The sequence below is a fragment of the Peribacillus sp. NPDC096540 genome (assembly GCF_050278525.1).
Classification (GTDB): Bacteria; Bacillota; Bacilli; order Bacillales; family DSM-1321; genus Peribacillus.
This window is the reverse complement of record NZ_JBNNTG010000001.1, coordinates 287234-313124: the sequence shown is the minus strand read 5'-3', so window position 1 is coordinate 313124 and position 25891 is coordinate 287234. Positions and strand designations below refer to the sequence as shown.

The following is a 25891-nucleotide window of genomic DNA, read 5'->3' as shown; positions in this document are numbered from 1 at the left end:
AAATGGCTGAATCTACAACAGCTCATTTTAATTTATTTATTCCTTTAATCCCTTTTCCATGGCTTTCCAAGCAAGAGTTGCACACTTGATACGGGCAGGAAATTTAGAAACTCCTTGAAGGGCTTCAATATCCCCAAGGTCGATCTCATCATCATACTCTTTCCCCTGTATCATTAGGGAAAAAGTCTGGGACATTGCTAGAGCAGTATCAACGTCTTTGCCCTTAATAGCTTGAGTCATCATAGAAGCTGAACTCATAGATATTGAACAACCATCACCATCGAATTTAACATCACTGACTTTGCCATCTTCAATCTTCATCGTTAAACGAATCCGATCGCCGCAAGTTGGATTATTCATATCGATTGTCATGCTACCATCTTCTAGCATACCCTTATTACGTGGTTTCTTATAATGATCCATAATGACTTGACGGTAAAGTGTATCTAAGTTATCAAAAGACATTACTGAAATACTCCTTCGTTTTAACAAGCCCGGACACAAGCTTATCAATATCTTCTTCCGTGTTGTAGAGATAGAAACTTGCTCTTGCTGTCGATGATACGTCCAACCATTTCATTAATGGCTGTGCGCAGTGATGACCGGCACGGACAGCAATTCCATCTGCATCAAGAACGGTAGCGACGTCATGTGGATGAACGTCATTAATATTAAAGGTTATTACACCCGCACGCTTTTCTGCATCTTTAGGACCGTAAATAGTCAGCCCTTCAACTGCAGACATTTTCTCCATTGCATAAGCTGCAAGTTTATGTTCATGCCGTTCAATATTATCCAAGCCGATTTCTTCTAAGAAATCAATTGCAGCCCCAAGGCCAACGGCGCCGGCAATGATTGGGGTACCGCCTTCGAATTTCCACGGGAGTTCTTTCCATGTAGACTCATACAAACCTACAAAATCAATCATCTCTCCGCCAAATTCAATCGGCTCCATTTTTTCAAGAAGTTCTTTTTTACCATATAATACGCCGATACCTGTTGGACCGACCATTTTATGACCTGAGAAGGCAAAGAAATCACAATCCAAATCACGAACATCCACTTTTAGATGCGGCGTGCTTTGTGCCCCATCCACAACCATGACAGCATGGTGTTCATGGGCAATTTTTGCGATTTCCTTTACAGGGTTGATAACACCAAGCACATTGGAAACCTGCATAATGGAAACGATTTTCGTTGCATCTGTAATTGTAGCCCTCACATCATCAAGGGAAATCGTTCCATCCTCTTGAAGCGGAATATATTTCAGTACAGCACCTTTTTCTTTAGCCAACTGCTGCCACGGAATAATATTACTGTGATGCTCCATGTAAGAGATAACAATTTCGTCGCCCTCTTTTACATTTGCTCCACCGTAACTTCTTGCTACAGTATTTAAAGAAGTTGTTGTTCCTCTTGTAAAAATGATTTCTTCTGTAGAAGAAGCATTAATGAATTTACGTACCTTTTCACGTGCACCTTCATACGCATCCGTAGCTTTTGTTCCAAGTGTATGCACCCCGCGGTGAACATTCGAGTTGTATCCGCGGTAATATTGCTCAATCGCTTCAATCACTGCAGCCGGTTTTTGAGAGGTTGCAGCACTATCTAAATAAACTAATGGCTGACCATTGACTTCTTGATCTAATATCGGAAAAAGCTTACGAATTTCGTATGGGTTCATTACTGTACTTTCCTTTCAATGACCGCTACTAATTGTTTTTTAACTCCTTCAATTGGAAGCTGGTTAACAACAGGGGCCAAGAATCCGTGAATGACAAGTCTTTCTGCTTCTTTTTTAGTAATACCACGACTCATTAAATAATAAAGTTGAAGCGGGTCAACACGCCCGACAGAAGCGGCATGCCCAGCCGTTACATCATCTTCATCAATTAAAAGAATTGGATTGGCGTCTCCGCGTGCTTTTTCACTTAACATCAGTACGCGTGATTCTTGTTCAGCATTGGCCTTTGTAGCACCATACTCAATTTTCCCAATTCCATTAAAAATGGAGGATGCGCCCTCTTTCATAACACCGTGCTTAAGGATATAGCCCTCAGAGCGTTTGCCATAATGAATAATGGCTGTCGTAAAGTTTTGTTTTTGTTCCCCGCGGCCGACTACAACGGTTTTAGTATCACCGTGAGAGCCATCGCCCATTAGATATGTTGTGTTATCTGAAATCGTATTTCCATCGTTCATTAGGCCAAGTGCCCACTCAATACGAGCGTCACGTGCTGCTACTCCACGGCGGTTAACATATGTCGTAAAACCTTTGGAAAGGGTATCAACAGCTCCATATTCCACTTTAGCATTCGCATTTGCAAATACTTCAGTTACGATGTTAGCAATACCTTCGTTAGACTCAACACTTGAGAAGTAGTTCTCTACATATGTTACAGAGCTATTATCTTCCGCCACGATTAAAACGTGGTTGAAAAGTGTAGTTTCAGGATTATCCAACAAAAATACTGCTTGAATTGGATCTTTGATCTCTACATTTTTTGGAACATAAAGGAATGCACCACCGTTAACTAATGCAGCATGTAATGCTGTTAAACGGTGCTCATCTATTTTAACTCCGTCTTTCATGAAATATTTTTGTACGAGCTCAGCATGGTCACGAGCCGCTGTAAAAATATCAGTGAAAATAACGCCTTGTTCTTTTATTTTTGCTGACAAATTAATATGTGCCGGCGTATTATTGCGTTGAATGTATAAGTTTTCATTTTCTTCAATGATGGATTTAATTTCTTCCGGAAGCTCATCTAAAGAGGCAAAAGTTTCACTTTCAACCGTATGAGTCTGGAAAGACGTAAAATTCCATTTATCGATTTTTGTTTTATCCGGCTTTGGCATTGGGAGCTTTTCTAATTCAGAAAACGCTTGAATTCGAAGCTCAGATAGCCAAGCTGGCTCATTATTTTTAGTTGAATAAGAGCTTATGTCCTCTTGTTCAAACGGTAATTTCGTTTCTGTAGTCATTGCAAATCCTCCTACTTACGCTTCTTCGCCAACAGTTTCGTCTTCAATGCCCAATTCTTGTTTGATCCAATCATAACCTTCTGCTTCTAAACGTGCAGCTAGTTCAGGCCCGCCTGATTTTACAACACGGCCTTGCATCATTACATGTACGTAATCAGGAGTGATGTAATTTAATAGACGTTGGTAGTGAGTGATGATTAAACATCCAAAGTCTTCTCCGCGCATTTCGTTGATTCCTTTTGAAACGACTTTAAGAGCATCGATATCAAGTCCAGAGTCAATTTCATCTAAAATAGCGATTTTTGGCTGAATCATCATTAATTGAAGAATCTCGTTACGTTTTTTCTCTCCACCGGAGAATCCTTCATTTAAATAACGTTGCGCCATATCTTCATCCATTTCAAGGAATTCCATTTTTTCGTCCATTTTACGGATGAATTTCATCAATGAAATTTCATCGCCTTCTTCACGACGTGCATTGATAGAAGAACGTAAGAAGTCAGCATTTGTAACGCCACTGATTTCGCTTGGATATTGCATAGCAAGGAAAAGACCTACACGAGCGCGCTCGTCAACTTCCATTTCCAATACGTCTTCACCATCGAATGTGATGCTGCCGCTTGTTACTTCATATTTAGGGTGACCCATAATTGCTGAAGATAAAGTGGATTTACCAGTTCCATTTGGTCCCATGATTGCATGGATTTCTCCGCCTTTTACTTCAAGGTTAACCCCTTTTAAAATCTCTTTACCCTCAATTGATACGTGAAGATCTTTAACCGTTAATGTAGAAGCTGACATAATAATACCTCCGTGAACTAATTCCTATTTTATTACCAGAAAGTAAAAATTACTTTCTTTACTCTAATTTTCGTAAAAGCATTCTCACTTTATTCTCATTCCAATTTTATAACAAATCCAATTTGTAATCAACTAATATAGATAGGGGTTTCCACTTCTTTCATGATGAAAACCTGTCCTATTGTTACAAAACCCACTGCTATAGGCTATTTACAGCAAAAAGAGCGTTATTTTAGCTTTTCTAAATTAAACCTTATTATTCAGCAAACCTTCATTCTTATTAATATATGTCTAAAAAATCTTAATTGGAAGGTACGCATTACCCTTGTTATAGTGAAAAACGGTCTGCTAGGTGTTATGTAAGTAAATCCAATAAGGACACCCTTATTTTCTAGATCACTTATCATTTTACCTCTACAGACCGATCTTTTAAAGACTCTTTTATATGCTTAACCGTGAATTTTACGCTGTAGGTCAAGGACCATTTTGTTGCACTTTTCATGTTCCTTATCTCGTTCTTTCTCAACCTCGATACGAAGGTCTAAATTTCTGCCGTACTCACTATAGCCAATCCCATGTGATAACTGCATCGCTTTTTCCATTTCGCTTGTTACATGTAAATCTAAAGTATAGATAGTGAACCATCCTTTCAAATTTGTGAATCACTTTATTACTCTATTAATTCTATACCCTTTGTTTTTTTCTTTAAACATAAATAAACGACCTGAAGATTTCCAGGTCGTTCTTCACTCATAAATTATTTAGTTGGTACGACTACACCATCGTATTCCTTTAGAATGAAATCTTGAATTTCTTTAGAATGTAATACTTCTACTAGCGTTTTGATTTCTTCTTTATTTTCGTCACCTTTGTTAACAGCAATAACGTTCACATATGGTGATTCAGAATCTTCGATGGCAATTGAATCCTTAATCGGATTCAATCCAGCATCAATCGCATAGTTAGAGTTGATTAAAACGGCATCGCCTTCGCCACTCTCATAAATTTTCGGAAGTAAGGCTGCTTCATAATTCGCATCAAATTTAAGTTTTTTCTTATTTTCAACAATGTCTTTTGTTGTAGCTGTCGTTTTATCGATGCCTTCTTTTAATGTAATCAGGCCATTTTTTTCTAATAGAGCTAACGCACGTCCGTGGTCAGCAACCGAGCTACTCATAATAATTGTTGCCCCTTTCGGAAGCTTATCGATGCTTTTATATTTTTGTGAATATAGACCGATAGGCTCGATGTGAATTCCACCAGCATTGACGAAATCATATCCATTCTCTTTAATGGCCGCCTCTAAAAAAGGAAGGTGTTGAAAGTAGTTAGCATCCAATTCTTTATCGTTTAAAGCCTTATTCGGTAAAATATAATCTTGGAACGTCTCAATTTTCAACTCTATTCCTTTTTCTTTAAGAAGAGGTTTAGCTTTTTCAAGAATCTCAGCATGCGGAACATTGGATGCTCCTACAACTAATTTCTTCGTTTCCTTTTCTGTATCACTGCCGCTTTTGTCCTTATCTGTTCCACAAGCTGCCAGAGCTATCGATAAAACAAGGACTAATGCAAATCCTAAAAACTTTTTCATCCTATTCATCTCCCTTATCTTTTGTCTAATTTAGATGTAATCACATCTCCAATAATTTGAATAATGAAGACGATAATTAGTATAACAATCGTCGCTACTAGCGTAACGTCATTGTGACTCCTTTGATAGCCGTCTAGATAGGCCAGATTACCAAGCCCGCCGGCACCGATAACCCCGGCCATTGCTGTATATCCGACCAATGCAATCGATGTTACCGTAATCCCAGAAATAAGTGCTGGCATCGATTCTGGAAGAAGTACCTTCCAAATGATCGTGCTCGTTTTTGCTCCCATTGATTTAGCCGCTTCAATAACACCTTTATCGATTTCACGGAGGCCAATTTCAACCATACGCGCATAAAATGGCGCCGCCCCGATAATAAGTGCTGGTAATGCCGCATTCTCACCGATCATAGAACCAACAAGCATTTTTGTAAAAGGTATGAGTAACACAATTAAAATAAGGAATGGAATAGAACGGAAAATATTAACGATAGCACTCATGATCGTGTTAATTACCCGGTTTTCCCACATATTACCTTTCCCTGTTAAAAACAGGACTAACCCTAATAGTATGCCAATAAAAAAGGTAGCAAGTACTGAGATACTAGTCATATAAAGCGTTTCTCTCGTTGCTTCAATAATGTCTTCCCAATCTACATTCGGCAATAATTCTTCAAGCATGAGTAATCACCTCCACGCCTACATGCTGTGCTTTAATGAATTCGATTGCGCGGAGCATTTCATCCTCATTGCCATCAAAGTGGATAAACAGCGTTCCATATGAACCACTTCTAGTTTGAGATATTTTCCCCTGAACGATATTAACATCCAACTCAAAGTTACGTACCAGTTTAGTGATTAACGGACTCTCTGCATGATCTCCTACGAACGTCAATTGAATTACTTTTCCGGCTGGATAGCGTTCCAGCAAGTGTTCCATTGTTTCTTTTGTTTCATCAGGCTCTGTTACCTGTTGAACGAAACGCTTCGTCATTTGTTCTTTTGGATTTTTGAAGACTTCCAGGACAGGTCCTTGTTCGACTACTTGCCCACTTTCCATTACTGCCACGCGATGACAAATTTTTCGGATGACGTGCATTTCATGTGTAATCAAAACAATCGTTAAACCAAGACGCTTATTGATGTCCACAAGCAATTCAAGTATTGAATCGGTTGTCTGTGGGTCTAAAGCAGACGTCGCTTCATCGCACAGTAGCACTTTAGGATTGTTAGCAAGAGCCCTTGCAATCCCGACCCTTTGCTTTTGCCCTCCGCTTAATTGCGAAGGATATGCCTTTTCTCTTCCTTCAAGTCCAACTAACTTAATTAACTCATTCACACGCTTGATACGCTCGTTTTTCGAAACCCCTGCAATTTCTAGAGGAAAGGATATATTCTCTTGAACGGTTCTAGACCATAATAAATTAAAATGTTGAAAGATCATGCTGATTTCTTGGCGAGCTTTACGAAGCTTAGCACCTTTGATTTTTGAAATTTCTTTATCGGCCACTACAACAGATCCTTCTGTTGGTGTTTCCAATCCATTAAGCATCCTGATCAAAGTACTTTTCCCTGCTCCACTGTAGCCAATAATACCGAAAATTTCGCCTTTATTTATTTCAACATTAACATTATTTACAGCCTTTATCGTGTCGCTGCTTCCTTTTCCTGTTCGGAACAGCTTACTAACTTTTGTCAATGTAATCATTAATACTCACCTCTTTTATCCAATAAAACCTATGAACTTAGTTAATTTATCTTCATGATTAGCCTGTAAATATGATTTATAACCGTTTACCAATTTTGCTGTACATGCAAAGGTTTTCCCAAACTAAATAGAAAAAACCCTTCTGCATGAGCAGAAAGGCAGGTGAAAAGGCAGGCCTTTCTCTCATCTTCCAAAGCGATTAAACTTTGTGTGAATTGGCACCTTTCCAAGGAAATTCCCTTGTCGGTTGCCGGGTTTCATCGGGCACATCCCTCCACCTCTCTTGATAAGAGCTAATATATAGAATATTTAAACATCATTAAGTTCTTTAGTATGGAGAAATTTTATCATAGATAAAAAAGGAGCGCAATGTATAATATTTCTAGGAAATTATGAACAGGTCTTTTTTATTAAACAGTTTTAGAAATCAAGGAGACGATATTCGTCGCTTTTTCAATTGCCTGCTCTAAATCTTCTATTAAATCTTCTACGTTTTCAATTCCAATCGATATGCGCACTTGATCAGCACTTACACCCGCTTTTGCTAAACCTATATCATTTAATTGTTGATGGGTCGTGCTAGCAGGGTGGATAATTAAACTTTTAGCATCCCCCACGTTGGCTACATGCGACCATAATTCTACCGAATTGATAAGTTTTGCTCCAGCTTCGCGTCCACCTTGAATTCCAAAAGTTACAACAGATCCTGCTCCCTTAGGCAAGTATTTATCCGCCAGCGCTTTATCAGGGTGACTCTCATTATTAGGATACGAAACCCATGTCACAGCAGGATGGTTTTCCAAATATTGAATGACTGTTTTGGTGTTCGAAAGATGCTCTTTCATTCTAACATGTAACGTTTCCAGTCCCAGCGTAAACTGGAACGCGCTTTGAGCACTTAACGTCGGCCCTAAATCACGAAGTAATTGCACGCGAGCTTTTGTGATAAAGGCAGCAGGACCGACTGCTTCCGAGTATACAAGTCCATCGTAGCTAGGATCCGGTTCTGTGAAGCCAGGGTAGTTTGGTGAGTTCCAGTCGAATTTGCCCCCATCCACGATAATGCCCCCTAAAGTTGTTCCATTTCCCAACAGCCATTTTGTAGCAGAGTGAATGACAATGTCCGCTCCAAAATCAATCGGCCGGCATAGGTACGGGGTAGCAAAGGTATTATCGATAATCAGTGGTATGCCAGCCTTGTGGGCAATGTCCGCTACAGCTTCAATATCAAGAACCCTTAAACTTGGATTTCCGATTGTTTCCGCAAATATAGCCTTGGTTCTAGGCGTAATGGCTTTTTTGAAATTTTCAGGGTCTTCAGGAGAGACGAATTTCACTTTAATCCCATATTTAGGAAGAGTGTTCTCGAAAAGATTATACGTACCGCCATACAATGTAGAAGCGGACACTATTTCATCTCCTGCACCAGCAATATTTAGGATTGACAGTGAAATGGCAGACATCCCACTTGCTGTTGCCAGTCCGCCGATACCGCCTTCCAATAAGGCCATTCTTTCTTCGAAAACACTGACCGTAGGATTATGAAGTCGTGTATAAATATATCCATTTTCCTTTAAGCCAAATAAATTCGCAGCATGGTCAGTGTCTTTGAACAAGTATGCATTGCTTTGATAAATAGGCACTGCACGGGCACCCGTCTCATCGACTTGCAAACCCCCGTGAACACTCAACGTTTCGAAACGTAATTTTTTTTCTGCCATAAGGTTTCTCCCCTTTTTCTATGGATTTAGTTGGAATTTAAATTCTGGCCTTCCTCTTTTTACAAGCAAAAAAACCTCTTCATAAGAAGAGGCATATATTCTCTCCTTATCTTCCAGAGCCAATACTCTGCTGGAATTAGCACCGTATATAAATTTATACCGGTTGCCGGGCTTCGTCGGGCCAGTCCCTCCGCCACTCTTGATAAGAACTATTAAATTTAGAAGTTACTTTCTTAATTCAAAATATAGCACTTTAGAATTATCTAGTCAATAAATTATTTGAATATTCATATTTTATTTACCCACGAACTAAATCGTTTATTCACTACTATCTATAGCTAAAAAAGCCAGCCCATATCGGATTGGCTTTTTAGCTTATTTCCTTAAGCAATCCGAACAAATAAGGAACAGATTGAAAGGCATAAATTTTTTTGCGCAGCTGCCCTTCTTTAAATAGTAATAAACAAGGTACACTCTCAATTTCATATGATTCGGCGATTGTTTGGACATAGTTCATATTCATCTTTCCCGCCTTCAAGTCTGGAAAAAGCTCCAATGATATCGTAAGCATTCTAGAAGCCACCTGACAAGTCCCACACAAAGGAGTATATAAATATAAGCAAAAGGTTTCCCCTTCATCAACAGCAAGCTTACAATCTTCTTCATTCCATTCTTGCATCAATTAGTCGTTCACCCTTTGACTTAAAAATTTCATTTTCACATTCATATTGGCAGATACGAGCACTGTAGCGATATGATGTTCGGGGGCACTTTCCACTTCTTTGTACATTTTATTGATATACAAGTGGTTTGCTTCCGGCATTTCCCTTCGGAATTGCTTCCGTAGCTTTTCTCCTGAATCATCTGCGTCAAAAAGGAGATAAACGTCACGGTCCATCATTTCATCTACTAACTCATCTAGCTTAGTTAATGAAATGGTCCCATTTGTACATCTTATTTCCACATCTTCATTCAAAACGGAGGCAACTTTTCTTCTATCGGAACTGCCTTCTACAATGATAACTTTATCGAATTCGCCCCACTCCATGTCATCACTCCATCTCACGAATTGTGTGCATGCTGCCTTTTAGTTTAATTGAAAAAGAGAGCAGGCCTACTTAGGCCCTCTCTCCCTCATTTTAACCGTTTATCAGGCTATCATATTCTTCAGCGCTCATCAGGTTTTCAACGTCACTGCTATTTGATGGTTCAAGCACGATCATCCATGCTTTTTCAAATGGAGATTCATTTACGAATTCAGGATTGTCATTCAACTCGTCATTTACTTCAACAACTTTACCACTGATAGGAGCATACAGCTCAGATACAGTTTTAACAGATTCAACACTACCAAATGGCTCGTTCGCTTTCAGTTCATCGCCAATCTCTGGAAGCTCAACAAAAACGATGTCCCCAAGTTCAGACTGAGCAAATGCTGTAATTCCGATTCGTACTGTTCCATCTTCTGTTTTGACCCATTCATGTTCCTTTGTGTAACGAAGTTCTTTTGGTGTTGTCATCATTAATTCCCTCCATAGTATATCTTATTTTATCTATTACATTATAAGGTAGATTTTTTGTTTAAAAAAGGAATTAACCAAATATTTTGTATAATTTTAGTTCCAAGTCTGTTCGAATTGCTCTTCTTTGAAACCAACTGTCACTTTTGTACTGTCCGTAACAATCGGCCTTTTAAGAAGCATACCATCAGTAGACAATATATCTAGCATTTCTGCTTCAGAAGCATCTTTCAGCTTGTCCTTTAAGCCGAGCTCCCGGTATTTTTGCCCGCTAGTATTGAAAAACTTCTTCAGCTCTAATCCGCTGGTATTATATAGTTGTTCGATTTCTGCTCGAGAAGGCGGATTTTCTACTATATGAATCACTTCATACTGCAGTTCATGACTATCCAGCCACTTCTTCGCATTACGGCATGTGCCGCATTTTGGGTACCAGTATAATGTTAAGCCCATTGTTTCACCACCTATCAATAGAATACCCGTTTTTCCCGTGTAATACAACGAATTCTCCTTGTCTTTCCATTCTCACGAAATAAAGGGAATACCCAATTACGGGAATTCCCTTTAAAGGTTGAACTTTTGATTAAAGTGCGTATTTTTCAGTTTCGATTACCTTAACAGAAGCTTCTCGTTTTTTCGCAATGACATTGATAGGGTTGTGTCTAGTCAACTTGCGAAGTGAAGAAAGCATGATGCGAAGAGTATCGCCTGTTTCAACGGCAATTAACGTTTCTTTTGCATGCTGTTCTATTTCATTGAACGCTTCTTGAACGAAAATTTCAGTGTAAAGTACTTTTTGTTGGTTCTTTTCTAAGCCTGTCGTCGCAATTGCTTTTTCTGTACGTAAAACCACAGATTCAGCAGCATATGCAAGGGATGCGATATCAGCAATGTTAGACAAAATTTCTTGTTCTTGATCAAGTTTCTTGCCGTATTTCTGTGCTGCAAGACCAGCTGCCAAAATACCGATTTTCTTAGCATTTCTAACCAGCATTTTTTCTTGTGCCAATGGCTCATCGCTAGGCTCTTCTGGCATCATCATCATTAATTCCTCTTGTAGTCCTTGTGCTTTTTGAAGAAGAGGAAGTTCTCCTTTGAGTGCTTTTTTCAAAAATGTTCCTGGAACCAGCAAACGGTTGATTTCATTTGTGCCTTCGAAAATCCGGTTAATACGAGAGTCACGGTACGCTTTTTCAATTTCATATTCCTGCATGAAACCATAACCACCATGAAGCTGTACGCCTTCATCTGTTACGTAATCCAATACCTCCGAAGCGAAGAATTTATTCAAAGAACACTCAATCGCATATTCAGCGACCGCTGCTGCCATTGATTTTCCATCTTTCACTTGCTCATCAGTCAGCTTGCTTTGTCTTTGATCATAAAGGCCGACAGTACGGTATACTGAGCTTTCTGCTGCATAAATTTTAGAAGCCATCGTTGCAAGTTTTTCTTTCGTCAAGTTAAAGTCGGAAATTTTCGTTTTGAACTGTTGACGTTGATTTGTATATGCAGCTGTAATTTCAAGAGCGCGTTTAGAACCGCCCACTGCACCAACACCCAATTTATATCGGCCAATATTCAAGATATTGAAAGCAATAACATGCCCTTTTCCAGCTACCCCCAGAAGGTTTTCAACTGGAACATGAACGTCCTCCAGGATTAAAGTACGTGTAGATGAGCTTTTAATACCCATTTTCTTTTCTTCAGCGCCTGTAGATACACCTTGATATTCACGCTCTACAATGAAAGCAGAGAATTGTTCGCCGTCGATTTTAGCGTATACACAGAACACATCCGCAAAACCTGCATTGGTAATCCATTGTTTTTCACCGTTTAACACGTAGTGAGTACCTTCTGCATTCAATTTCGCTGTCGTTTTTGCACCCAATGCATCAGATCCTGAGCTAGGTTCAGTTAAAGCATAAGCAGCAATTTTTTCGCCCGTCGCTAGTAATGGAAGGTATTTTTTCTTTTGTTCTTCATTTCCAAATAATACAATTGGCAAAGATCCAATCCCTACGTGAGCACCGTGAGTGATTCCGAATCCACCTGCAAGTGCCATTTTTTCTGTAATTATGGCCGAGCTGATTTTATCAAGACCAAGTCCGTTGTATTCTTCAGGAACGTCAGCACCTAGTAAGCCGATATCTCCAGCATGCTTCAGTAATTTTACAGAACGGTCGAATTCATGGTTCTCTAAATGCTCCACTTGCGGAAGGACTTCATTCATTACGAAATCTTCAGAGGTTTTGGCTATCATTTTATGCTCATCAGAATAATCTTCTGGTGTAAACACTTGAGTATACGTAATATCTTCTACTAAAAAGGCGCCGCCTTTAATGAGGTTATCTGTTGTTTGATTGGACATATTATTTCCTCCTAAATGATTAATTATCTTAAGCCTCTCGGAATCAGTTGATAAACTTTCGAACGAGATGGAATTACGCTAATAATTCAAATACTCCAGCAGCACCCATACCGCCACCGATACACATTGTAACGACTCCAAATTGTTGGTTTCTGCGCTTCATTTCATGAAGTAGGCTTAATGTTAATTTAGTCCCGGAACATCCTAGTGGATGGCCTAAGGCAATAGCTCCACCATTAACATTGACAATCTCTTCATTCAAACCTAGCTCACGAATGATTTGAATGGATTGAGAAGCAAAAGCTTCATTCAATTCAAATAAACCAATATCAGAAAGCTCAAGACCTGCAAGTTTCAAAGCTTTAGGAATGGCGGCAATTGGACCAATCCCCATAATTTCCGGTGGCACCCCTGCTACAGCAAAGGAACGGAACTTACCAAGTGGCTTCATCCCTAATGAAGAAGCTTTTTCTCCATCCATGACCATCACCGCAGCTGCTCCATCACTTGTTTGTGATGAATTTCCTGCTGTAACCGATCCTGTCACAGAGAATGCTGGTCTTAGTTTTTTTAGCACTTCAAATGTCGTGCCTTCACGAACTCCTTCATCCTGTGCAAATTTGAATGATTTTTCCTGTAATTTAAGATCCGGACCTACTGAGCGAAGCGTTACATCAACCGGAACGATTTCATCTAAAAACTTTCCTTCAGCAATGGCCTCAGCCGCCCTTTGATGACTGCGTACAGCAAATGCATCCTGATCTTCACGCGAAATACCGTATTTTTTTGCAACCTCTTCAGCTGTATGACCCATTCCCATATAGTATTCTGGGGCTGTTTCCGCAAGTTGCGCGTTCGGACGGGTTACATGTCCCATCATTGGTAAAAGGCTCATAGATTCTGCTCCACCTGCAATGACCGTATCACTTTGGCCGAGCATGATTCTCTCCGCTCCATAAGCAATACTTTGTAATCCGCTTGAACAGTACCGATTTATTGTTATGGCTGGTACTGTGTAAGGCAATCCTGCCAAGGCACCAATATTTCTCGCCATATTCAGCCCCTGCTCCGCCTCTGGCATTGCGCAACCGATAATTAAATCATCAATAGAACCTTCATAATTTCCAGTACGCTTTAATGTTTCTTTAACAACAAGAGCCCCTAAATCATCTGGACGAACGTTAGCAAGAGAACCTTTTTTTGCTCTTCCTACCGGAGTTCTTGCTCCAGCTACTATTACCGCTTCTTTCATGAGGATCCCCCTTACTTCATTTTTAAGCTATCACTCTATTAACCTTTTTTTGCAATCTGATCATATTTTCATTTATCCATTAGTTTCGAAGTGGTTTCCCTTTAACAAGCATATGCTGCATTCTTTGCTGTGATTTCGGAGTTGAAATTAATTTTAGGAACGCTTGTTTCTCTAGGTTCAAGATATATTGTTCATCTACTTCTGTACCGTAAGGAAGTTTTCCTCCTGCCAGGACATATGCAAGCTCTTTAGCTATGACAAGGTCATGATCAGATAGGAAGCCGGATAGGCGCATGGATTCTGCCCCTAAAAGAAGTGTGGCATACCCTGTTTCACCGACGACAGGGATTTTTGTGCGAACTGGAGCTGTATAGCCTTGGTCATACATGGATATGGCTGCCTGCTTCGCATCATATAATTGATGGTCTGCGTTAACACTTATTCCATCGGAAGAATTAAGGAAGTTATTCCCGCGTGCTTCTTCAGCAGAAGTCGAAACTTTTGCCATCGCGACTGTTTCAAATACCTGATTAGCCACTTTCTGCAAATCAAAGGCGACGCCCTTTGGCATATTCTTCAGCGTTTTAACATAGAGTTCTTTTGTTCCGCCACCGCCTGGAATCAATCCAACACCTGCTTCTACAAGACCCATATATGTTTCTGTCGTTGCCTGGATGCGTGCAGCAGGAAGAGATACTTCCGCACCGCCGCCAAGTGTCATATTAAATGGCGCAACAACAACAGGTACAGCACTGTACTTAATCTTAAGCATTGCCTTTTGGAATTGGCTGATAACCATATCCAATTCCAAAATATTGTCATCTTGTGCTTCCATCAACATCATTGCAATATTGGCACCTACACAGAAGTTTTTGCCTTGGTTTCCGATTACCAAACCTTTAAAATCCGCTTCTGCTTCATCGACTGCAGCCTCGATCATTTGCATGATATCAAGACCTATTGCATTATTCGGTGAAGTGAATTCGAGAAGAGCCACACCATCACCAATATCAATCAGACTTGCACCGCTGTTTTTCTTGATTACGCCTTTTTGCTTCTTGATTGCTTTCAGGTTAATCACCTTTGGGTTTTCAAGAAGTTCTTTATATTCTCCATGATCATAGTAGAAAACTACGCCATTTTCCTCTTTATAAAAAGAAGTGATACCTTTTGCCAGCATATCCTTCACCCATTGAGGAACAGTAACTCCTTCTTGTTCTAAACGAGCTACTGATTTTTCAACACCAATCGCATCCCACGTTTCGAAAGGTCCCGTAGACCAGCCGAAGCCCCATTTCATTGCTTGATCGATTGCCACAATATCATCTGCAATATTCCCTAGCAGTTGTGCAGAATACACAAGAGTAGGATTTAAAACATTCCAAAGTAGTTCACCAGCACGGTCATCGCTATAAACAAGCGCTTTCATTTTGTTGGCTAGACCCTTGGCCTGTTTAGCCATTTCAATAGAAGGAGTTTTTAATTTTTTACGGGCTTCATATTCAAGAGTTTCAGGATTCAGCTCAAAGATCTCCTTACCCTTTTTCACAAAAAAACCTTGTCCGGACTTGCTTCCAAGCCAACCGTTTTCAAGCATCCTATTCATAAAATCCGGTATTTGGAAAACTGTTTTTTCTTCCCCTTCCACCTGGTCATATACATTTTTAGCAACATGTGCAAAAGTATCCAATCCAACTACATCAAGCGTCCGGAATGTCGCGCTTGTCGCTCTTCCGATTAATGGACCAGTTACCGAGTCCACTTCACCAACGCTGTATCCGCCTTTTTGCATTTCACGAAGGGTAACTAGCAAACCATAAGTACCGATGCGGTTTGCGATAAAATTTGGTGTATCCTTTGCTTCGACAACACCTTTCCCCAGTATATCTTCGCCGAATTGTTTCATGTACTCGAGTACTTCTGGAGATGTTTCTTTAGTGGGAATGATTTCTAACAATTTAAGATAGCGCGGAGGATTGAAAAAGTGAGTTCCCAAGAAGTGCTTTTGGAAATCCTCTGAGCGGCCCTCTGCCATAGCTTCAATTGAAATTCCAGATGTATTGGAAGAAATGATGCTTCCAGGTTTACGATGTTGATCAACCTGGGCAAATACACTTTGCTTCACTTCAAGTCTCTCAACGACTACTTCAATGACCCAATCGACGTCTTTTAAACGACTTATATCATCTTCCAGGTTCCCAGCTTCAATTAACGCAAGATTCCCTTTAGCTGAAAGCGGAGCTGGTTTTTGCTTTAAAAGTTTAGTAATCGCAGTTTGGCTGAAGCGGTTACGTACTTGTTTATTTTCTAATGTAAGACCTTTTTTCTTTTCATCCTCTGTGAGTTCACGAGGTACAATGTCCAATAATAAAGTCGGAATGCCGATGTTAGCAAGGTGTGCAGCAATCCCTGATCCCATAACTCCTGACCCTAGAACAGCAGCCTTTCGTATTTGTCGAACCAAGTTTATATCCCCCTTACACAATGTATTGAATGAATGCTCATTCATTTTTAATTCAAAAAAATTTTGAATATTTTTTCTTATTACTAATATAGAATATAATTGGAAATTCCGCAATGATAAAACTGGAAAAAAATAAATTTTTTTATCATATTACCTTTGATTAATTCTCCTCTTTTTAGTAGACAATAACGACCAGGAGGTGACTTATACAATGAAGCGTAAAAATAATCCTTCTAATAGAGCTGTGAGTGCCGCAAGCGTTAAAGGCAATGCGGGCCCTGGTCGTGAGCGTCAGCAAGGGATAAATAAAGTAAACAGCCAGAACAATCAGTACAAAAAATAAAGTAGTTATTAGAGCAGCCGTCCCTTATCCGGGCCGGCTCTCGATTTAGCTATTTTTTAAATAGTCCCTTTAAAACGAAAGCAATATTGGCTGGCCTCTCTGCAAGGCGGCGCATGAAATATCCGTACCAATCCGTACCATATGGAACATACACTCTTACCTTATATCCTTCTTTTACGAGTTCAAGCTGCTTTTCATTACGTATGCCGAATAACATTTGAAATTCAAATTGATCATGAGAGATCCCTTGCTCTTTGACTAAGTTCTTCGTATAATCAATAATTTTATCGTCATGGGTGGCAACAGCTGTGTAATTTCCATTCAGCAGATGCTTCTTAATGATCTTTTTAAAATTATCATCGACATCAATTTTCTCTGGAAAAGCTATTTCCCGAGGCTCTTTATAAGCTCCTTTAACAAGTCGTAGATTCGGATTGTATGCATTCAACTCCTCAATGTCTTTCTCTGTCCGATAAAGATAAGCCTGTATGACCGTCCCCAATTCATTATATTCAGCCTTTAACTTTTTGAATACATCCAAAGTCGGCTGACAGCGCGGAAAATCTTCCATATCAAGCGTCACGAAAACCTGATGGGCTTTGGCTTCTGCTAAAATCCTCCGCATGTTATTCATTACGACTCGTTCGGACACATCCAAGCCCATCGAGGTTAGCTTCAGAGATAACTGTGAATCCAGTTCATTTCTGCCAATCATGCGAATCGCTTCTATACACTCATCTGCCATCTTCCTTGCTTCTTGTTCATCTTCTATGAATTCACCTAAATAATCAATGGTAACAGCAAGCCCTTTCCGGTTTAGATCGGCAATCACATCAGATGCCATATCCAATGTTTCTCCTGCCACGAAACGTGATGCCCCAAACCGTAACCCGTATTTTTTCGCTGCCATTGTCATGCTTTTGTTCTTTGATAAAAAAAGAAACAGATTTCTCAATATTCTTTCCATCTGCATTCCCCTCCAAATCATTTTGGAAAATAGATGCACAAGATTATTTTACTATTTAATTCAATTTTCAGATATTTAGAATCAAGAATAAAAATATTTCATGGAGGGAAAATTAAGGTCGTTTAGAGAACTTAAGGAGGTAGAATGATGGAACAGCAAAATTCGTTTAACAACCAACAGCAGTCTACTGGCTATATGAAACAGCCACCGGAAATGGTTTCGGTGAAAGACAGTTTATACTTAACCGATATGCTTGCATGGAATCTGAATGCGATTAAAAAAGCACATTTTTTTGCGACTCAATGCAAGGACCCGCAAATCATAGATGCGTTAAATCGGTGCGGACTCATGCATCAGCGCCATTACGATACCATTCTGAATCATTTAAATCCAAACCAATATCAGAGTCAACAATACCAGTAAAGGAGGGTTCTTGATGCCCAACCAAAACAAAGTCCAAAATCCAGAATCTCCTGTAGCAAAGACACCACAAATGAATGACAGGGATTTTATAAATGACATGCTCACAACTGAAAAGTACTTTTGTAACTCCTTTTCCGTTGCCCTACATGAAATGAGTAACCAAGCATTATTCCAAGACATTTTCTCCGTTTCGAAAGAAAATCAGGAGATGCAGCGTGAGCTCTATAACCTTATGTTCGAAAAAGGCTGGTATAGTTTAGAAAAGGCGCAAGCACCGAGCTTAAGCCAATCGTATCAACAATTTTCCGGATATAAAAATCAGTTTCCACCTGGATCGAACATTCAATAAGCAAACATTCAGGGGGGAATTCTGCTCCTTTTGTTTTTTTTGCTACAAATAAAGCCGGCCATGGGAGGCCGGCTTTATATTTAGATATCCGTAGAAAACATATACTTCTTATAATGATACCGAATGCTGAATATTAAGCCCATGGCCATCATATTCCCCATTAGCGAGCTTCCTCCATAACTGATAAATGGAAGTGGAATCCCCGTAATCGGTAAAAGGCCTACCGTCATTCCGATGTTCTGAAAAACATGAAACGTTAACATGCTGATAACACCAACACAAATATATGTATAGAAGTTATTTCTCGTTTCCATTCCCGTTTTTGTTATATGGTAGATCAAAAGGAAGAACAAGGAGATGATGATACTTGATCCGATGAAACCAAATTCTTCTCCGATTATACTGAAGATGAAATCCGAATGACTCTCTGGCAGATACACTTCCCTCGCGCCGATCCCTTTACCTGTGGTCTGACCGGAACCGATAGCCAGTAAGGATTTGGTTAAATGATACCCCTCGGCGCTCGCATAATTATATGGATCAAGCCATGAATAGATCCGGCCGAATTGATAGGATTTTACCCCTAAGTATTTTTCCAGGATCTCCGGCTTCCAAAGGACAAAGTATATGACCGTGGAAGCGAGGACAATTCCTCCCGAAACGATCGGCAGCAGAATCTTCCATGATACACCTGATATGAAAATCATTCCGAGCATGATTGACAAGATGACAAGCCCTGTGCCTAAATCCGGCTGTTGCATGATTAACATTAGCGGGGCACCGGTCACGAGACCGATTTTAAAAAGCAGCCAGAAATCCGTTTGAATCGTTTTCAGCGTGTTTTTAAGATGATGGTTCGATATGACATTTGCTAAAGCCAAAATTAGAAAAACCTTCATAAATTCCGAGGGCTGAATCGAACCAATCCCTGGGATGACGAACCAGCTTCTTGCACCATTTATATTAGGTACGATGCTTTTTGGCATAAGAATCAGCAATAATAACAAAAACAATCCGAATCCATAGGCATACCAGGAAATTTTTTTCAGTTGATCCGAATCAAGGGTGATAAACCCTAATACGATTCCAATTCCCACTATATACCAAAAAATTTGTTTAATTAAGAAGTTTTCAGCGTACTGTCCAGTCGTTTGGGCACTATAGATTGCTAAGCAACTTCCAACGCATAATAACAGCAATATTGTGACCAAAGAAAAATCTATTCGTGATGAAAATTTATTTTGTTCCTCCATACTTAACTCTCCCTTAAAAAGGCTCCTGCGATACATCTTTTAATACACTTATTCATTATACTTTAAACAAATAAAATCACAACTATATCGCAGAATAGATTACAGGCTACATGAAGTTAAGATACTAGGAATGTGATTCCATTGCGCTTCTACGTTTCAAAAATCTACTGACCAATCCATGGCTTGGAGAAAAAAGAAATGCCAATCCGAATAACAGAGCAGCAGCACATACCATGCATCCCGATATTGAGGCATCTAAAACGGTAGCTGAAAAGTAACCGATAATAGAACTAAGTATTCCAACCCCGATACTGACCAAAATCATCCTACTTAAACGGTCTGACAGCAAATAGGCTGTTGCCGCTGGTATGATGAGCATCCCGACTACCAAAATGGAACCTACACTATCAAAAGCGGCTACTGTCGTTAGCGAAATAAGACTCATCAGTAAATAATGAAAGAACAGAACCGGAATTCCCATCGCAGCCGCAAGTGATGGATCAAAGGAAACAAGCTTAAACTGTTTGAAGAAAAGGAAAATCAGAATAAGATTGAGGATAAAACAACTGCCAACAATCCAAACAGCTTTTGGTCCCGCCTCGAATCCGCTAATTGTCATCGTGTTCCACGGAGTATAGGCAATTTCACCATACAGGACATGCTCCAGGTCAAAATCGATTTGTTGCGTATACAAACTCACTAGTACAATCCCTGTTGCAAAAAGAGAGGTGAACACAATGCCGATTGCTGCGTCAGACTGAACACCTGAAGATTGAAAAAGCTGGATCAAGATTACTGTAAGTAACCCTAGTGCAGCTGCCCCGATCAGCATTGGAACCGAGTCACGTGTCCCGGTTATTAAAAATGCCAATACGATTCCAGGTAAAACGGAATGACTGATTGCATCCCCAATCAATGTCATTTTTCTGACTATCAAAAAGCAACCTAATACACTGCAAGAACTCGCAACTAGTGCCCCGACTAAGATAATCCAAAAATCATTCATAATGGATGGCTCCCTTTCCTTTTATCCTGTTCGAGAGAATATTTCTTTTTCGTTGATAACCTTCTCCATACAGTTGAAAGCACCCCACGTTTAGGAGCAAAAAGCATCGAAAAGAAAAACCATACCGTCGCGGACAAGACAATTAATGGACCTGTCGGCAAATTATTGACCGATGTACTGATTAACGTACCTGATACTCGGCTCAGCATACCGAATATTCCAGACAGGATAACCATGATATGTAGCCGCTCTGTCCAGTACCTAGCGGAAACAGCCGGAGTGATGAGTAAAGATGCCATTAATACAACTCCTACTGCTTGAATACCGATGACCACAGCCGCCACGATCAGCATCATAATGAAATAGTCTAGAAAAACAACCGGTAATCCTAACCCCTTAGCAAATCCCGGGTCGAAGGACAGTAATTTAAATTCCTTAAAAAATACGGCACAAGTGAAGATGAGTATAAAGGAAACAGCCATCATCATATAGACATCCGACATAACCATTGATGCAGTCTGCCCGAATAGAAATGTATCCAACCCGCTCTGGTTTCCATATTCACTCTGCTGGATTTGCGTAAGTAACACAATTCCAAAACCAAAAAAAGAAGATAACACAATTCCGAGTGCAGCATCTTGCTTGACCTTACTGTACCTCGTAAGTACGCTGATTAGGCAAACTGCTAATAAACCAGCCAAAGCTGCTCCTATAAGAAAGAAGGAAGTAGATTTCACCCCAGTTAATATAAAAGCAACGCAAATCCCTGGCAATGCCGCATGTGCGAGTGTGTCACCAAGCAAAGACTGCTTTCTGAGGTAGGCAAAACTGCCGATGACTCCACTGCTTAATCCGAGGAACATTGTGCCAAGCAGAATCCACCGTATATTCGGATCATTAATAATATCCAGTAAATTCATCATGTACACCTCATTTTAATAATAGACCGGACTGTGCATCTGATAATATCGCTAAGCGGCCCCCGTATGTTTCCTGTAAGTATTCGGGGATAAATACCTCTTCTGTCGGCCCAATTTTCATAACCTTTTTATTCAGCAGCATCGTCCAATCAAAATATTCCTTTACAGTCGATAAATCATGGTGCACAACAAGAACCGTCTTACCTTTTTCCTTCAATTCCATCAGCAATTGAATGATCGCTTTCTCTGTTGCTGCATCAACTCCTACAAACGGTTCATCCATAAAATAAATATCCGCTTCTTGTGCTAAAGCACGAGCTAGAAAAATCCGTTGCTGTTGCCCACCTGAGAGCTGGCTTATCTGGCGGTTAGCGTATTCAACCATCCCCACTTTATCCAAGCATTCCATAGCCTTCTGTCTTTCGGCCTTTCCCGGTCGCTTCAACCATCCGAGGTGACCATACCTGCCCATCATCACGACATCGAGAGCATTAGTTGGAAAATCCCAATCTACTGACTCCCGCTGTGGTACGTAGCCGATGCTCTTCCTCATCGATTTGTAGGAAGATCCACTGATTGTGACTTCCCCAGATAATTTAGGAATCAATTCAAGTATCCCCTTTATTAATGTAGATTTCCCTGCTCCATTTGGTCCAATGATACCGATTAGATTCCCTTCCGGCACCTCAAAAGAGACATCTTTGACAACCGGTTTTTTATGATAAGCTATCGTTAAATTTTCTACCTTAAGAGCTGCTTGATTCATTCTTTCTCCCCCTTATTTCAAAGCATTAACAATGGTGTCGGTATTATGGCGGACCATACCGATATATGTTCCTTCTTCAGTGCCTCTTTCCCCCATCGCATCCGAGAATAGTTCACCACCGATTTTCACTTTGTGACCTTGCTTTTCAGCTCCTTGAATAACCGCTTCAATAGCCTTTCTTGGCACGCTAGACTCTATGAATATTGCTTTAATTTTATTCTTCACAAGATAATTCCGCATATCCTTCACATCTTTTGATCCATATTCCGATAGTGTATTAATTCCCTGTAGCCCTCTAACTTCCAATCCATATGACTTGCCATAATACCCAAATGCATCATGTGCCGTAACGAGCACTCTCTGATCTTCTGGTATTTTATTTATTTCTTCCTGTACATATTTATCAAGTTCCTGTAACTGCAGAACATAGGCTTCATAATTTTCTAGATAACTTGCTTCATGGTCAGGATCATTGGCAATTAACTCTTTCTTTACCGCTTCCGAGGCAACCATCCAGAGCTTTACATCAAACCAAACATGTGGATCATGTTCCTTTGCACTTACTTTACGAAGTTGTTCCTCCTTGAGATCCTCCGTTACCGCAATCGTCGGTTTATTCTTGCTCATCATTTCAAAAATATCCGTCATTTTCCCTTCAAGGTGCACACCGTTATAAAAAATCATGTCAGCAGAATCCAGTGTCTTCACATCACCCTGTGTTGCCTTATAAAGGTGGGGATCGACTCCAGGTCCCATTAAACTAGTGACCTCTACTTGTTTACCACCGATATTCTCAACCAAGTCCCCAATCATCCCTGTTGTTGCGACGACCTTTACCTTGCTATTGCCTTTATCTTGTTCAGTCGTATCATTGCTGCATCCCGTTAAAAGGAGCACAGCAGCAAGTACACCACCAATAGTTTTTAGAAAACTCACCCACATTCCCTCCTTTTTCATTTCCCTAAAAATGTTTACCAAGTGCAAAATTTAGTTTAAATTTTTTTCCTATTATCATATTTTCGCGGATGCTAAAAATTTTCCTATACGCAACTTGTTTTATACTATACACAAATATACTAAAAAACTGCAACACTTTTATCTTTGACCACTATTCTTTATCATAGGATTTTGTCGAATAAAATTCATTTACATATTTTCAGTTTGTAAAGTACACTTTACGTAAAGCTAACTTTACATTAATGAAAGGAGTTTAAGAAATTTGAAAAATAACATTCGGGAACTACGCAAAGCGCATAAACTTACACAAGAAAGGCTGTCCGAACTTACAGGTGTGTCCCGACAAACGATTATTTCTATAGAAACAGGAAGATTCGACCCTTCCATCAAGCTTGCTTACAAGTTAGCGAAGGTGTTTCAACTAGCCATTGAAGATATATTTATATTTGAGGAGGAGTAGTAATGGAGGATTTTAACTGGTGGGCTTTTTTAGGAATTATGCTTGGGATTATTTGCGGACTGACTGGATTATGGTGGGGACGCCGTGCCGCCGCCAAGCAACGGGGATTAGATGAACGTTTTGACCTCATCCGAACTAGAGCACGGGCATCCAGCTGATTTTTCACTCTTATTGCGACATGCTTTTTTTTCTGCTTATTACTATTTGGCGTGAAACTTTCTGTCGCTCCTGTCCTTGGCATTCTGTTACTCATTCATCTATGTTCTTGGGCAATTCTCGTGTTCTATTATCACGCTAAGCTTTAGCCGATTCAGTTATCCGACTTTAACGATATGGCTAAAGACGCTAATCCCAATTCGATACCACATAGTACAATCAGACAGAGTAAAGTTTGAACCATCCTAATCCCCTCCTCTAAGACTTTTTTCAATCTTAAAGGATGAAACCCATACCAGAACAAGACCCTAAATGAAGAAATCTTTAGTTCTCTTATTCTCGCCTCTTGCTCTGAAATGGGTTTCATACGATACAATAAAAAAAAGAAAAAATGGTGATTCTATGACAAATATTAAAAAAATTGCTCAATATGCAGGTGTGTCCGTTACCACAGTGTCTCGTGTAATGAATAATCACCCATATGTTAGTCCTGAAAAAAGAAAGAGTGTTTTACAGGCCATTGATCAATTAAACTATTCGAGAAATATCAACGCCATTCATCTTTCAAAAGGCAAAACAAATCTAATCGGCGTCATCATTCCCTTCACCAATCACCCCTATTACGGAGCAATCGTGAATGGAATTACAAAACAAGCCAATGCTATCGGCTATCATATAGTCATCTTTCAAACTCAATATGAAAGAGAAAAAGAAATTCAGGCATTGAATATGTTACAAATGAAGCAAATCGATGGCATTATCGTTTGTTCAAGAATTTCAGAAATGAAGGTCCTCTTGGACTATCAGAAATATGGACCAATTATTTTATGTGAAGATACAGCCCAGGCTGAATTATCATCCATCAGTATTGATCACTATGCCGCTTTTTCTTCTGCTCTTGAATACGTGGTTGCTAAAGGCTATAAGAAAATTGGATACAGTCTCGGGCGAAAAAAGAGCAGAAACAGCTACCTTCGTACAAAGGCATTTAACGATATTATGAATAAGTATCATCTTATAAATAATAAAGAATGGCTGTTTGAGGGCAGTTATCACATCAAAGATGGCGAGAAATTGTTCCAAGATTGGAATTCTATGATAGATAAACCAGAAGCTATCATCATTACTAATGATGACACCGCTGCCGGATTCATTCTTTCAGCTAACAAATCGGGAATGAAAGTACCTGAAGACGTGGCCATTCTTGGTTTTAATAATGATAGCCTCAGTGAGATGCTCGATATCACAACCGTTTCCTTGCCGCTTGATTTAATTGGAAAAATGGCTGTTGATCTATTTGAAAATCCAGAAGTTATCAGACATGTAAAATTAGATTACACTCTTATGAAACGTAAAACTATTTGAAATATCGTAATTATTAGAATAAAATTATTTTTAAATGACAAACATTTAAACACCAAATTTAAGTAATACATTTAAAAACTAGGAAAAAATAACCTTGAAAAATAATCATTGCGCTATCTATAAGATTATTTTATAATTTTAATATAGCAAAGTTTACTCAATGACCTGCTGACATAGAAGCGGTTGACTGAACATTATACTGAGATCGTATAAGTTGACTAGAGGTTGACGCAACGATTTATATATTTAGTATAAGAAAATTGAATACTTCCTCATTTACCGATGAGTTAGAGGCTGCGACTTATAAAAGTAGAACGGACGAGATTCAGGAAAATTGACGACTCCGTTTGAAAGGATAAGTTGCCGAAGTTTAGATATGGTCCTTGTATATCTAGGCTGGCGGTGTTACCGAACAGGTACACCACTGTCACGTTTTTTAAACGTGGGGAGCTATCTTCGGAAGGATAAACGGGTTTATTATAAACAGCCGTCGATCTTTTTCGACTGCTGT

At 39.6% G+C, this 25891-nt stretch carries 28 protein-coding genes and 3 riboswitches; of the genes, 6 read left to right on the top strand and 22 right to left on the bottom strand.

The features are described from left to right. Positions 1-36 precede the first annotated feature (36 nt). The 16 genes from sufU to ACQKMR_RS01340 all read right to left on the bottom strand — a co-directional run bounded on the left by sufU (position 37) and on the right by ACQKMR_RS01340 (position 16460). The gene (sufU, locus tag ACQKMR_RS01415; RefSeq protein WP_053348689.1) at positions 37-465 is read right to left on the bottom strand and encodes a Fe-S cluster assembly sulfur transfer protein SufU; all 429 of its coding nucleotides are present in this window, start codon (positions 463-465) and stop codon (positions 37-39) included. Continuing rightward, a complete protein-coding gene (locus ACQKMR_RS01410) occupies positions 455-1684 on the bottom strand; it encodes a cysteine desulfurase (RefSeq protein ID WP_098176260.1) in 1230 nt (409 codons plus the stop codon). The genes sufU and ACQKMR_RS01410 overlap by 11 nt, the downstream gene beginning before the upstream one ends. Then, complete coding sequence (gene sufD / locus ACQKMR_RS01405) at positions 1684-2985, bottom strand: Fe-S cluster assembly protein SufD (protein WP_427695665.1); 1302 nt, start codon at positions 2983-2985, stop codon at positions 1684-1686. The genes ACQKMR_RS01410 and sufD overlap by 1 nt, the downstream gene beginning before the upstream one ends. A 15-nt stretch (positions 2986-3000) precedes the next feature. Further along, the gene (sufC, locus tag ACQKMR_RS01400) at positions 3001-3786 is read right to left on the bottom strand and encodes a Fe-S cluster assembly ATPase SufC (protein ID WP_427695664.1); all 786 of its coding nucleotides are present in this window, start codon (positions 3784-3786) and stop codon (positions 3001-3003) included. Between the two features lie 449 nt (positions 3787-4235). After that, positions 4236-4439 carry a hypothetical protein gene (locus ACQKMR_RS01395; protein ID WP_427695663.1) on the bottom strand — a complete coding sequence of 68 codons (204 nt, stop codon included), beginning with the start codon at positions 4437-4439 and terminating at the stop codon, positions 4236-4238. Between the two features lie 104 nt (positions 4440-4543). Further along, positions 4544-5377 carry a MetQ/NlpA family ABC transporter substrate-binding protein gene (locus ACQKMR_RS01390; protein ID WP_427695662.1) on the bottom strand — a complete coding sequence of 278 codons (834 nt, stop codon included), beginning with the start codon at positions 5375-5377 and terminating at the stop codon, positions 4544-4546. A 14-nt stretch (positions 5378-5391) separates the two neighbouring features. Next, positions 5392-6060 (bottom strand): methionine ABC transporter permease, encoded by a 669-nt coding sequence (locus ACQKMR_RS01385; RefSeq protein ID WP_427695661.1) that lies wholly within the window; start codon positions 6058-6060, stop codon positions 5392-5394. Next, positions 6053-7087 carry a methionine ABC transporter ATP-binding protein gene (locus ACQKMR_RS01380; RefSeq protein WP_427695660.1) on the bottom strand — a complete coding sequence of 345 codons (1035 nt, stop codon included), beginning with the start codon at positions 7085-7087 and terminating at the stop codon, positions 6053-6055. Before ACQKMR_RS01380 ends, ACQKMR_RS01385 begins: the two co-directional genes overlap by 8 nt. 180 nt (positions 7088-7267) lie before the next feature. After that, a riboswitch (SAM riboswitch) is annotated at positions 7268-7380 on the bottom strand. Between the two features lie 117 nt (positions 7381-7497). Then, positions 7498-8808, bottom strand: a complete 1311-nt coding sequence (locus ACQKMR_RS01375; RefSeq protein ID WP_427695659.1) for an O-acetylhomoserine aminocarboxypropyltransferase/cysteine synthase family protein — start codon at positions 8806-8808, stop codon at positions 7498-7500. A 103-nt stretch (positions 8809-8911) separates the two neighbouring features. Then, positions 8912-9017, bottom strand: a riboswitch (SAM riboswitch). A 161-nt stretch (positions 9018-9178) separates the two neighbouring features. Further along, entirely contained in the window at positions 9179-9487 is a 309-nt protein-coding gene (locus tag ACQKMR_RS01370; protein ID WP_427695784.1) for a thioredoxin family protein, read from the bottom strand. A 3-nt stretch (positions 9488-9490) separates the two neighbouring features. Continuing rightward, positions 9491-9856: a toprim domain-containing protein gene (locus ACQKMR_RS01365; RefSeq protein WP_427695658.1), complete on the bottom strand. Its 366-nt coding sequence runs from the start codon at positions 9854-9856 to the stop codon at positions 9491-9493. 91 nt (positions 9857-9947) lie between these two features. Beyond that, positions 9948-10328, bottom strand: coding sequence for a glycine cleavage system protein GcvH (gene gcvH / locus ACQKMR_RS01360; RefSeq protein WP_427695657.1), 381 nt, complete (start codon positions 10326-10328; stop codon positions 9948-9950). A 96-nt stretch (positions 10329-10424) separates the two neighbouring features. Continuing rightward, positions 10425-10781 carry an arsenate reductase family protein gene (locus tag ACQKMR_RS01355; RefSeq protein WP_427695656.1) on the bottom strand — a complete coding sequence of 119 codons (357 nt, stop codon included), beginning with the start codon at positions 10779-10781 and terminating at the stop codon, positions 10425-10427. Between the two features lie 130 nt (positions 10782-10911). Continuing rightward, on the bottom strand, positions 10912-12699 hold the full coding sequence (locus ACQKMR_RS01350; RefSeq protein ID WP_427695655.1) for an acyl-CoA dehydrogenase family protein: 1788 nt from the start codon (positions 12697-12699) through the stop codon (positions 10912-10914). A 73-nt stretch (positions 12700-12772) separates the two neighbouring features. Further along, positions 12773-13951 (bottom strand): acetyl-CoA C-acetyltransferase, encoded by a 1179-nt coding sequence (locus ACQKMR_RS01345; protein WP_427695654.1) that lies wholly within the window; start codon positions 13949-13951, stop codon positions 12773-12775. A gap of 79 nt (positions 13952-14030) precedes the next feature. Then, a complete protein-coding gene (locus ACQKMR_RS01340) occupies positions 14031-16460 on the bottom strand; it encodes a 3-hydroxyacyl-CoA dehydrogenase NAD-binding domain-containing protein (RefSeq protein WP_427695653.1) in 2430 nt (809 codons plus the stop codon). A 166-nt stretch (positions 16461-16626) separates the two neighbouring features. Between ACQKMR_RS01340 and ACQKMR_RS01335 the strand changes: the two genes are divergently transcribed. Next, positions 16627-16758: a YuzL family protein gene (locus ACQKMR_RS01335; RefSeq protein ID WP_082612715.1), complete on the top strand. Its 132-nt coding sequence runs from the start codon at positions 16627-16629 to the stop codon at positions 16756-16758. 49 nt (positions 16759-16807) lie between these two features. Here ACQKMR_RS01335 and ACQKMR_RS01330 read toward each other — a convergent pair whose 3' ends face one another. Further along, positions 16808-17725 (bottom strand): proline dehydrogenase family protein, encoded by a 918-nt coding sequence (locus ACQKMR_RS01330; protein WP_427695652.1) that lies wholly within the window; start codon positions 17723-17725, stop codon positions 16808-16810. Positions 17726-17872: 147 nt separating this feature from the next. Here ACQKMR_RS01330 and ACQKMR_RS01325 point away from each other — a divergent pair, with 147 nt between their 5' ends. Both ACQKMR_RS01325 and ACQKMR_RS01320 read left to right on the top strand, forming a co-directional pair. Then, positions 17873-18148 (top strand): hypothetical protein, encoded by a 276-nt coding sequence (locus ACQKMR_RS01325; protein ID WP_427695651.1) that lies wholly within the window; start codon positions 17873-17875, stop codon positions 18146-18148. Between the two features lie 13 nt (positions 18149-18161). Further along, positions 18162-18497 carry a spore coat protein gene (locus tag ACQKMR_RS01320; protein ID WP_427695650.1) on the top strand — a complete coding sequence of 112 codons (336 nt, stop codon included), beginning with the start codon at positions 18162-18164 and terminating at the stop codon, positions 18495-18497. A gap of 80 nt (positions 18498-18577) precedes the next feature. On the opposite strand, the gene ACQKMR_RS01315 is transcribed toward ACQKMR_RS01320, so the two are convergent. The 5 genes from ACQKMR_RS01315 to ACQKMR_RS01295 all read right to left on the bottom strand — a co-directional run bounded on the left by ACQKMR_RS01315 (position 18578) and on the right by ACQKMR_RS01295 (position 23384). After that, a complete protein-coding gene (locus ACQKMR_RS01315) occupies positions 18578-19750 on the bottom strand; it encodes an FtsW/RodA/SpoVE family cell cycle protein (RefSeq protein WP_427695649.1) in 1173 nt (390 codons plus the stop codon). A 124-nt stretch (positions 19751-19874) separates the two neighbouring features. Continuing rightward, the gene (locus ACQKMR_RS01310) at positions 19875-20756 is read right to left on the bottom strand and encodes a metal ABC transporter permease (protein WP_427695648.1); all 882 of its coding nucleotides are present in this window, start codon (positions 20754-20756) and stop codon (positions 19875-19877) included. Further along, the gene (locus ACQKMR_RS01305; protein WP_427695647.1) at positions 20753-21679 is read right to left on the bottom strand and encodes a metal ABC transporter permease; all 927 of its coding nucleotides are present in this window, start codon (positions 21677-21679) and stop codon (positions 20753-20755) included. The genes ACQKMR_RS01310 and ACQKMR_RS01305 overlap by 4 nt, the downstream gene beginning before the upstream one ends. Positions 21680-21686: 7 nt before the next feature. Further along, positions 21687-22442, bottom strand: a complete 756-nt coding sequence (locus ACQKMR_RS01300) for a metal ABC transporter ATP-binding protein (protein WP_427695646.1) — start codon at positions 22440-22442, stop codon at positions 21687-21689. A 12-nt stretch (positions 22443-22454) separates the two neighbouring features. Further along, entirely contained in the window at positions 22455-23384 is a 930-nt protein-coding gene (locus tag ACQKMR_RS01295; protein WP_427695645.1) for a metal ABC transporter solute-binding protein, Zn/Mn family, read from the bottom strand. Between the two features lie 277 nt (positions 23385-23661). Here ACQKMR_RS01295 and ACQKMR_RS01290 point away from each other — a divergent pair, with 277 nt between their 5' ends. The 3 genes from ACQKMR_RS01290 to ACQKMR_RS01280 all read left to right on the top strand — a co-directional run bounded on the left by ACQKMR_RS01290 (position 23662) and on the right by ACQKMR_RS01280 (position 25380). Further along, a complete protein-coding gene (locus ACQKMR_RS01290) occupies positions 23662-23859 on the top strand; it encodes a helix-turn-helix transcriptional regulator (RefSeq protein ID WP_427695644.1) in 198 nt (65 codons plus the stop codon). 2 nt (positions 23860-23861) lie between these two features. Continuing rightward, a complete protein-coding gene (locus tag ACQKMR_RS01285; RefSeq protein ID WP_427695643.1) occupies positions 23862-24017 on the top strand; it encodes a hypothetical protein in 156 nt (51 codons plus the stop codon). 400 nt (positions 24018-24417) lie between these two features. Then, on the top strand, positions 24418-25380 hold the full coding sequence (locus ACQKMR_RS01280; RefSeq protein WP_427695642.1) for a LacI family DNA-binding transcriptional regulator: 963 nt from the start codon (positions 24418-24420) through the stop codon (positions 25378-25380). 280 nt (positions 25381-25660) lie between these two features. Further along, positions 25661-25841, top strand: a riboswitch (Lysine riboswitch). Positions 25842-25891: the final 50 nt, after the last annotated feature.

Bases quoted from the DNA above. Each gene is read 5' to 3' on its own strand.
- sufU (WP_053348689.1), bottom strand. From the start codon at position 465: ATGTCTTTTGATAACTTAGATACACTTTACCGTCAAGTCATTATGGAT.
- ACQKMR_RS01410 (WP_098176260.1), bottom strand. From the start codon at position 1,684: ATGAACCCATACGAAATTCGTAAGCTTTTTCCGATATTAGATCAAGAA.
- sufD (WP_427695665.1), bottom strand. From the start codon at position 2,985: ATGACTACAGAAACGAAATTACCGTTTGAACAAGAGGACATAAGCTCT.
- sufC (WP_427695664.1), bottom strand. From the start codon at position 3,786: ATGTCAGCTTCTACATTAACGGTTAAAGATCTTCACGTATCAATTGAG.
- ACQKMR_RS01390 (WP_427695662.1), bottom strand. From the start codon at position 5,377: ATGAAAAAGTTTTTAGGATTTGCATTAGTCCTTGTTTTATCGATAGCT.
- ACQKMR_RS01385 (WP_427695661.1), bottom strand. From the start codon at position 6,060: ATGCTTGAAGAATTATTGCCGAATGTAGATTGGGAAGACATTATTGAA.
- ACQKMR_RS01380 (WP_427695660.1), bottom strand. From the start codon at position 7,087: ATGATTACATTGACAAAAGTTAGTAAGCTGTTCCGAACAGGAAAAGGA.
- ACQKMR_RS01375 (WP_427695659.1), bottom strand. From the start codon at position 8,808: ATGGCAGAAAAAAAATTACGTTTCGAAACGTTGAGTGTTCACGGGGGT.
- ACQKMR_RS01370 (WP_427695784.1), bottom strand. From the start codon at position 9,487: ATGCAAGAATGGAATGAAGAAGATTGTAAGCTTGCTGTTGATGAAGGG.
- ACQKMR_RS01365 (WP_427695658.1), bottom strand. From the start codon at position 9,856: ATGGAGTGGGGCGAATTCGATAAAGTTATCATTGTAGAAGGCAGTTCC.
- gcvH (WP_427695657.1), bottom strand. From the start codon at position 10,328: ATGACAACACCAAAAGAACTTCGTTACACAAAGGAACATGAATGGGTC.
- ACQKMR_RS01355 (WP_427695656.1), bottom strand. From the start codon at position 10,781: ATGGGCTTAACATTATACTGGTACCCAAAATGCGGCACATGCCGTAAT.
- ACQKMR_RS01350 (WP_427695655.1), bottom strand. From the start codon at position 12,699: ATGTCCAATCAAACAACAGATAACCTCATTAAAGGCGGCGCCTTTTTA.
- ACQKMR_RS01345 (WP_427695654.1), bottom strand. From the start codon at position 13,951: ATGAAAGAAGCGGTAATAGTAGCTGGAGCAAGAACTCCGGTAGGAAGA.
- ACQKMR_RS01340 (WP_427695653.1), bottom strand. From the start codon at position 16,460: ATGAATGAGCATTCATTCAATACATTGTGTAAGGGGGATATAAACTTG.
- ACQKMR_RS01335 (WP_082612715.1), top strand. From the start codon at position 16,627: ATGAAGCGTAAAAATAATCCTTCTAATAGAGCTGTGAGTGCCGCAAGC.
- ACQKMR_RS01330 (WP_427695652.1), bottom strand. From the start codon at position 17,725: ATGGAAAGAATATTGAGAAATCTGTTTCTTTTTTTATCAAAGAACAAA.
- ACQKMR_RS01325 (WP_427695651.1), top strand. From the start codon at position 17,873: ATGGAACAGCAAAATTCGTTTAACAACCAACAGCAGTCTACTGGCTAT.
- ACQKMR_RS01320 (WP_427695650.1), top strand. From the start codon at position 18,162: ATGCCCAACCAAAACAAAGTCCAAAATCCAGAATCTCCTGTAGCAAAG.
- ACQKMR_RS01315 (WP_427695649.1), bottom strand. From the start codon at position 19,750: ATGGAGGAACAAAATAAATTTTCATCACGAATAGATTTTTCTTTGGTC.
- ACQKMR_RS01310 (WP_427695648.1), bottom strand. From the start codon at position 20,756: ATGAATGATTTTTGGATTATCTTAGTCGGGGCACTAGTTGCGAGTTCT.
- ACQKMR_RS01305 (WP_427695647.1), bottom strand. From the start codon at position 21,679: ATGATGAATTTACTGGATATTATTAATGATCCGAATATACGGTGGATT.
- ACQKMR_RS01300 (WP_427695646.1), bottom strand. From the start codon at position 22,442: ATGAATCAAGCAGCTCTTAAGGTAGAAAATTTAACGATAGCTTATCAT.
- ACQKMR_RS01295 (WP_427695645.1), bottom strand. From the start codon at position 23,384: ATGTGGGTGAGTTTTCTAAAAACTATTGGTGGTGTACTTGCTGCTGTG.
- ACQKMR_RS01285 (WP_427695643.1), top strand. From the start codon at position 23,862: ATGGAGGATTTTAACTGGTGGGCTTTTTTAGGAATTATGCTTGGGATT.
- ACQKMR_RS01280 (WP_427695642.1), top strand. From the start codon at position 24,418: ATGACAAATATTAAAAAAATTGCTCAATATGCAGGTGTGTCCGTTACC.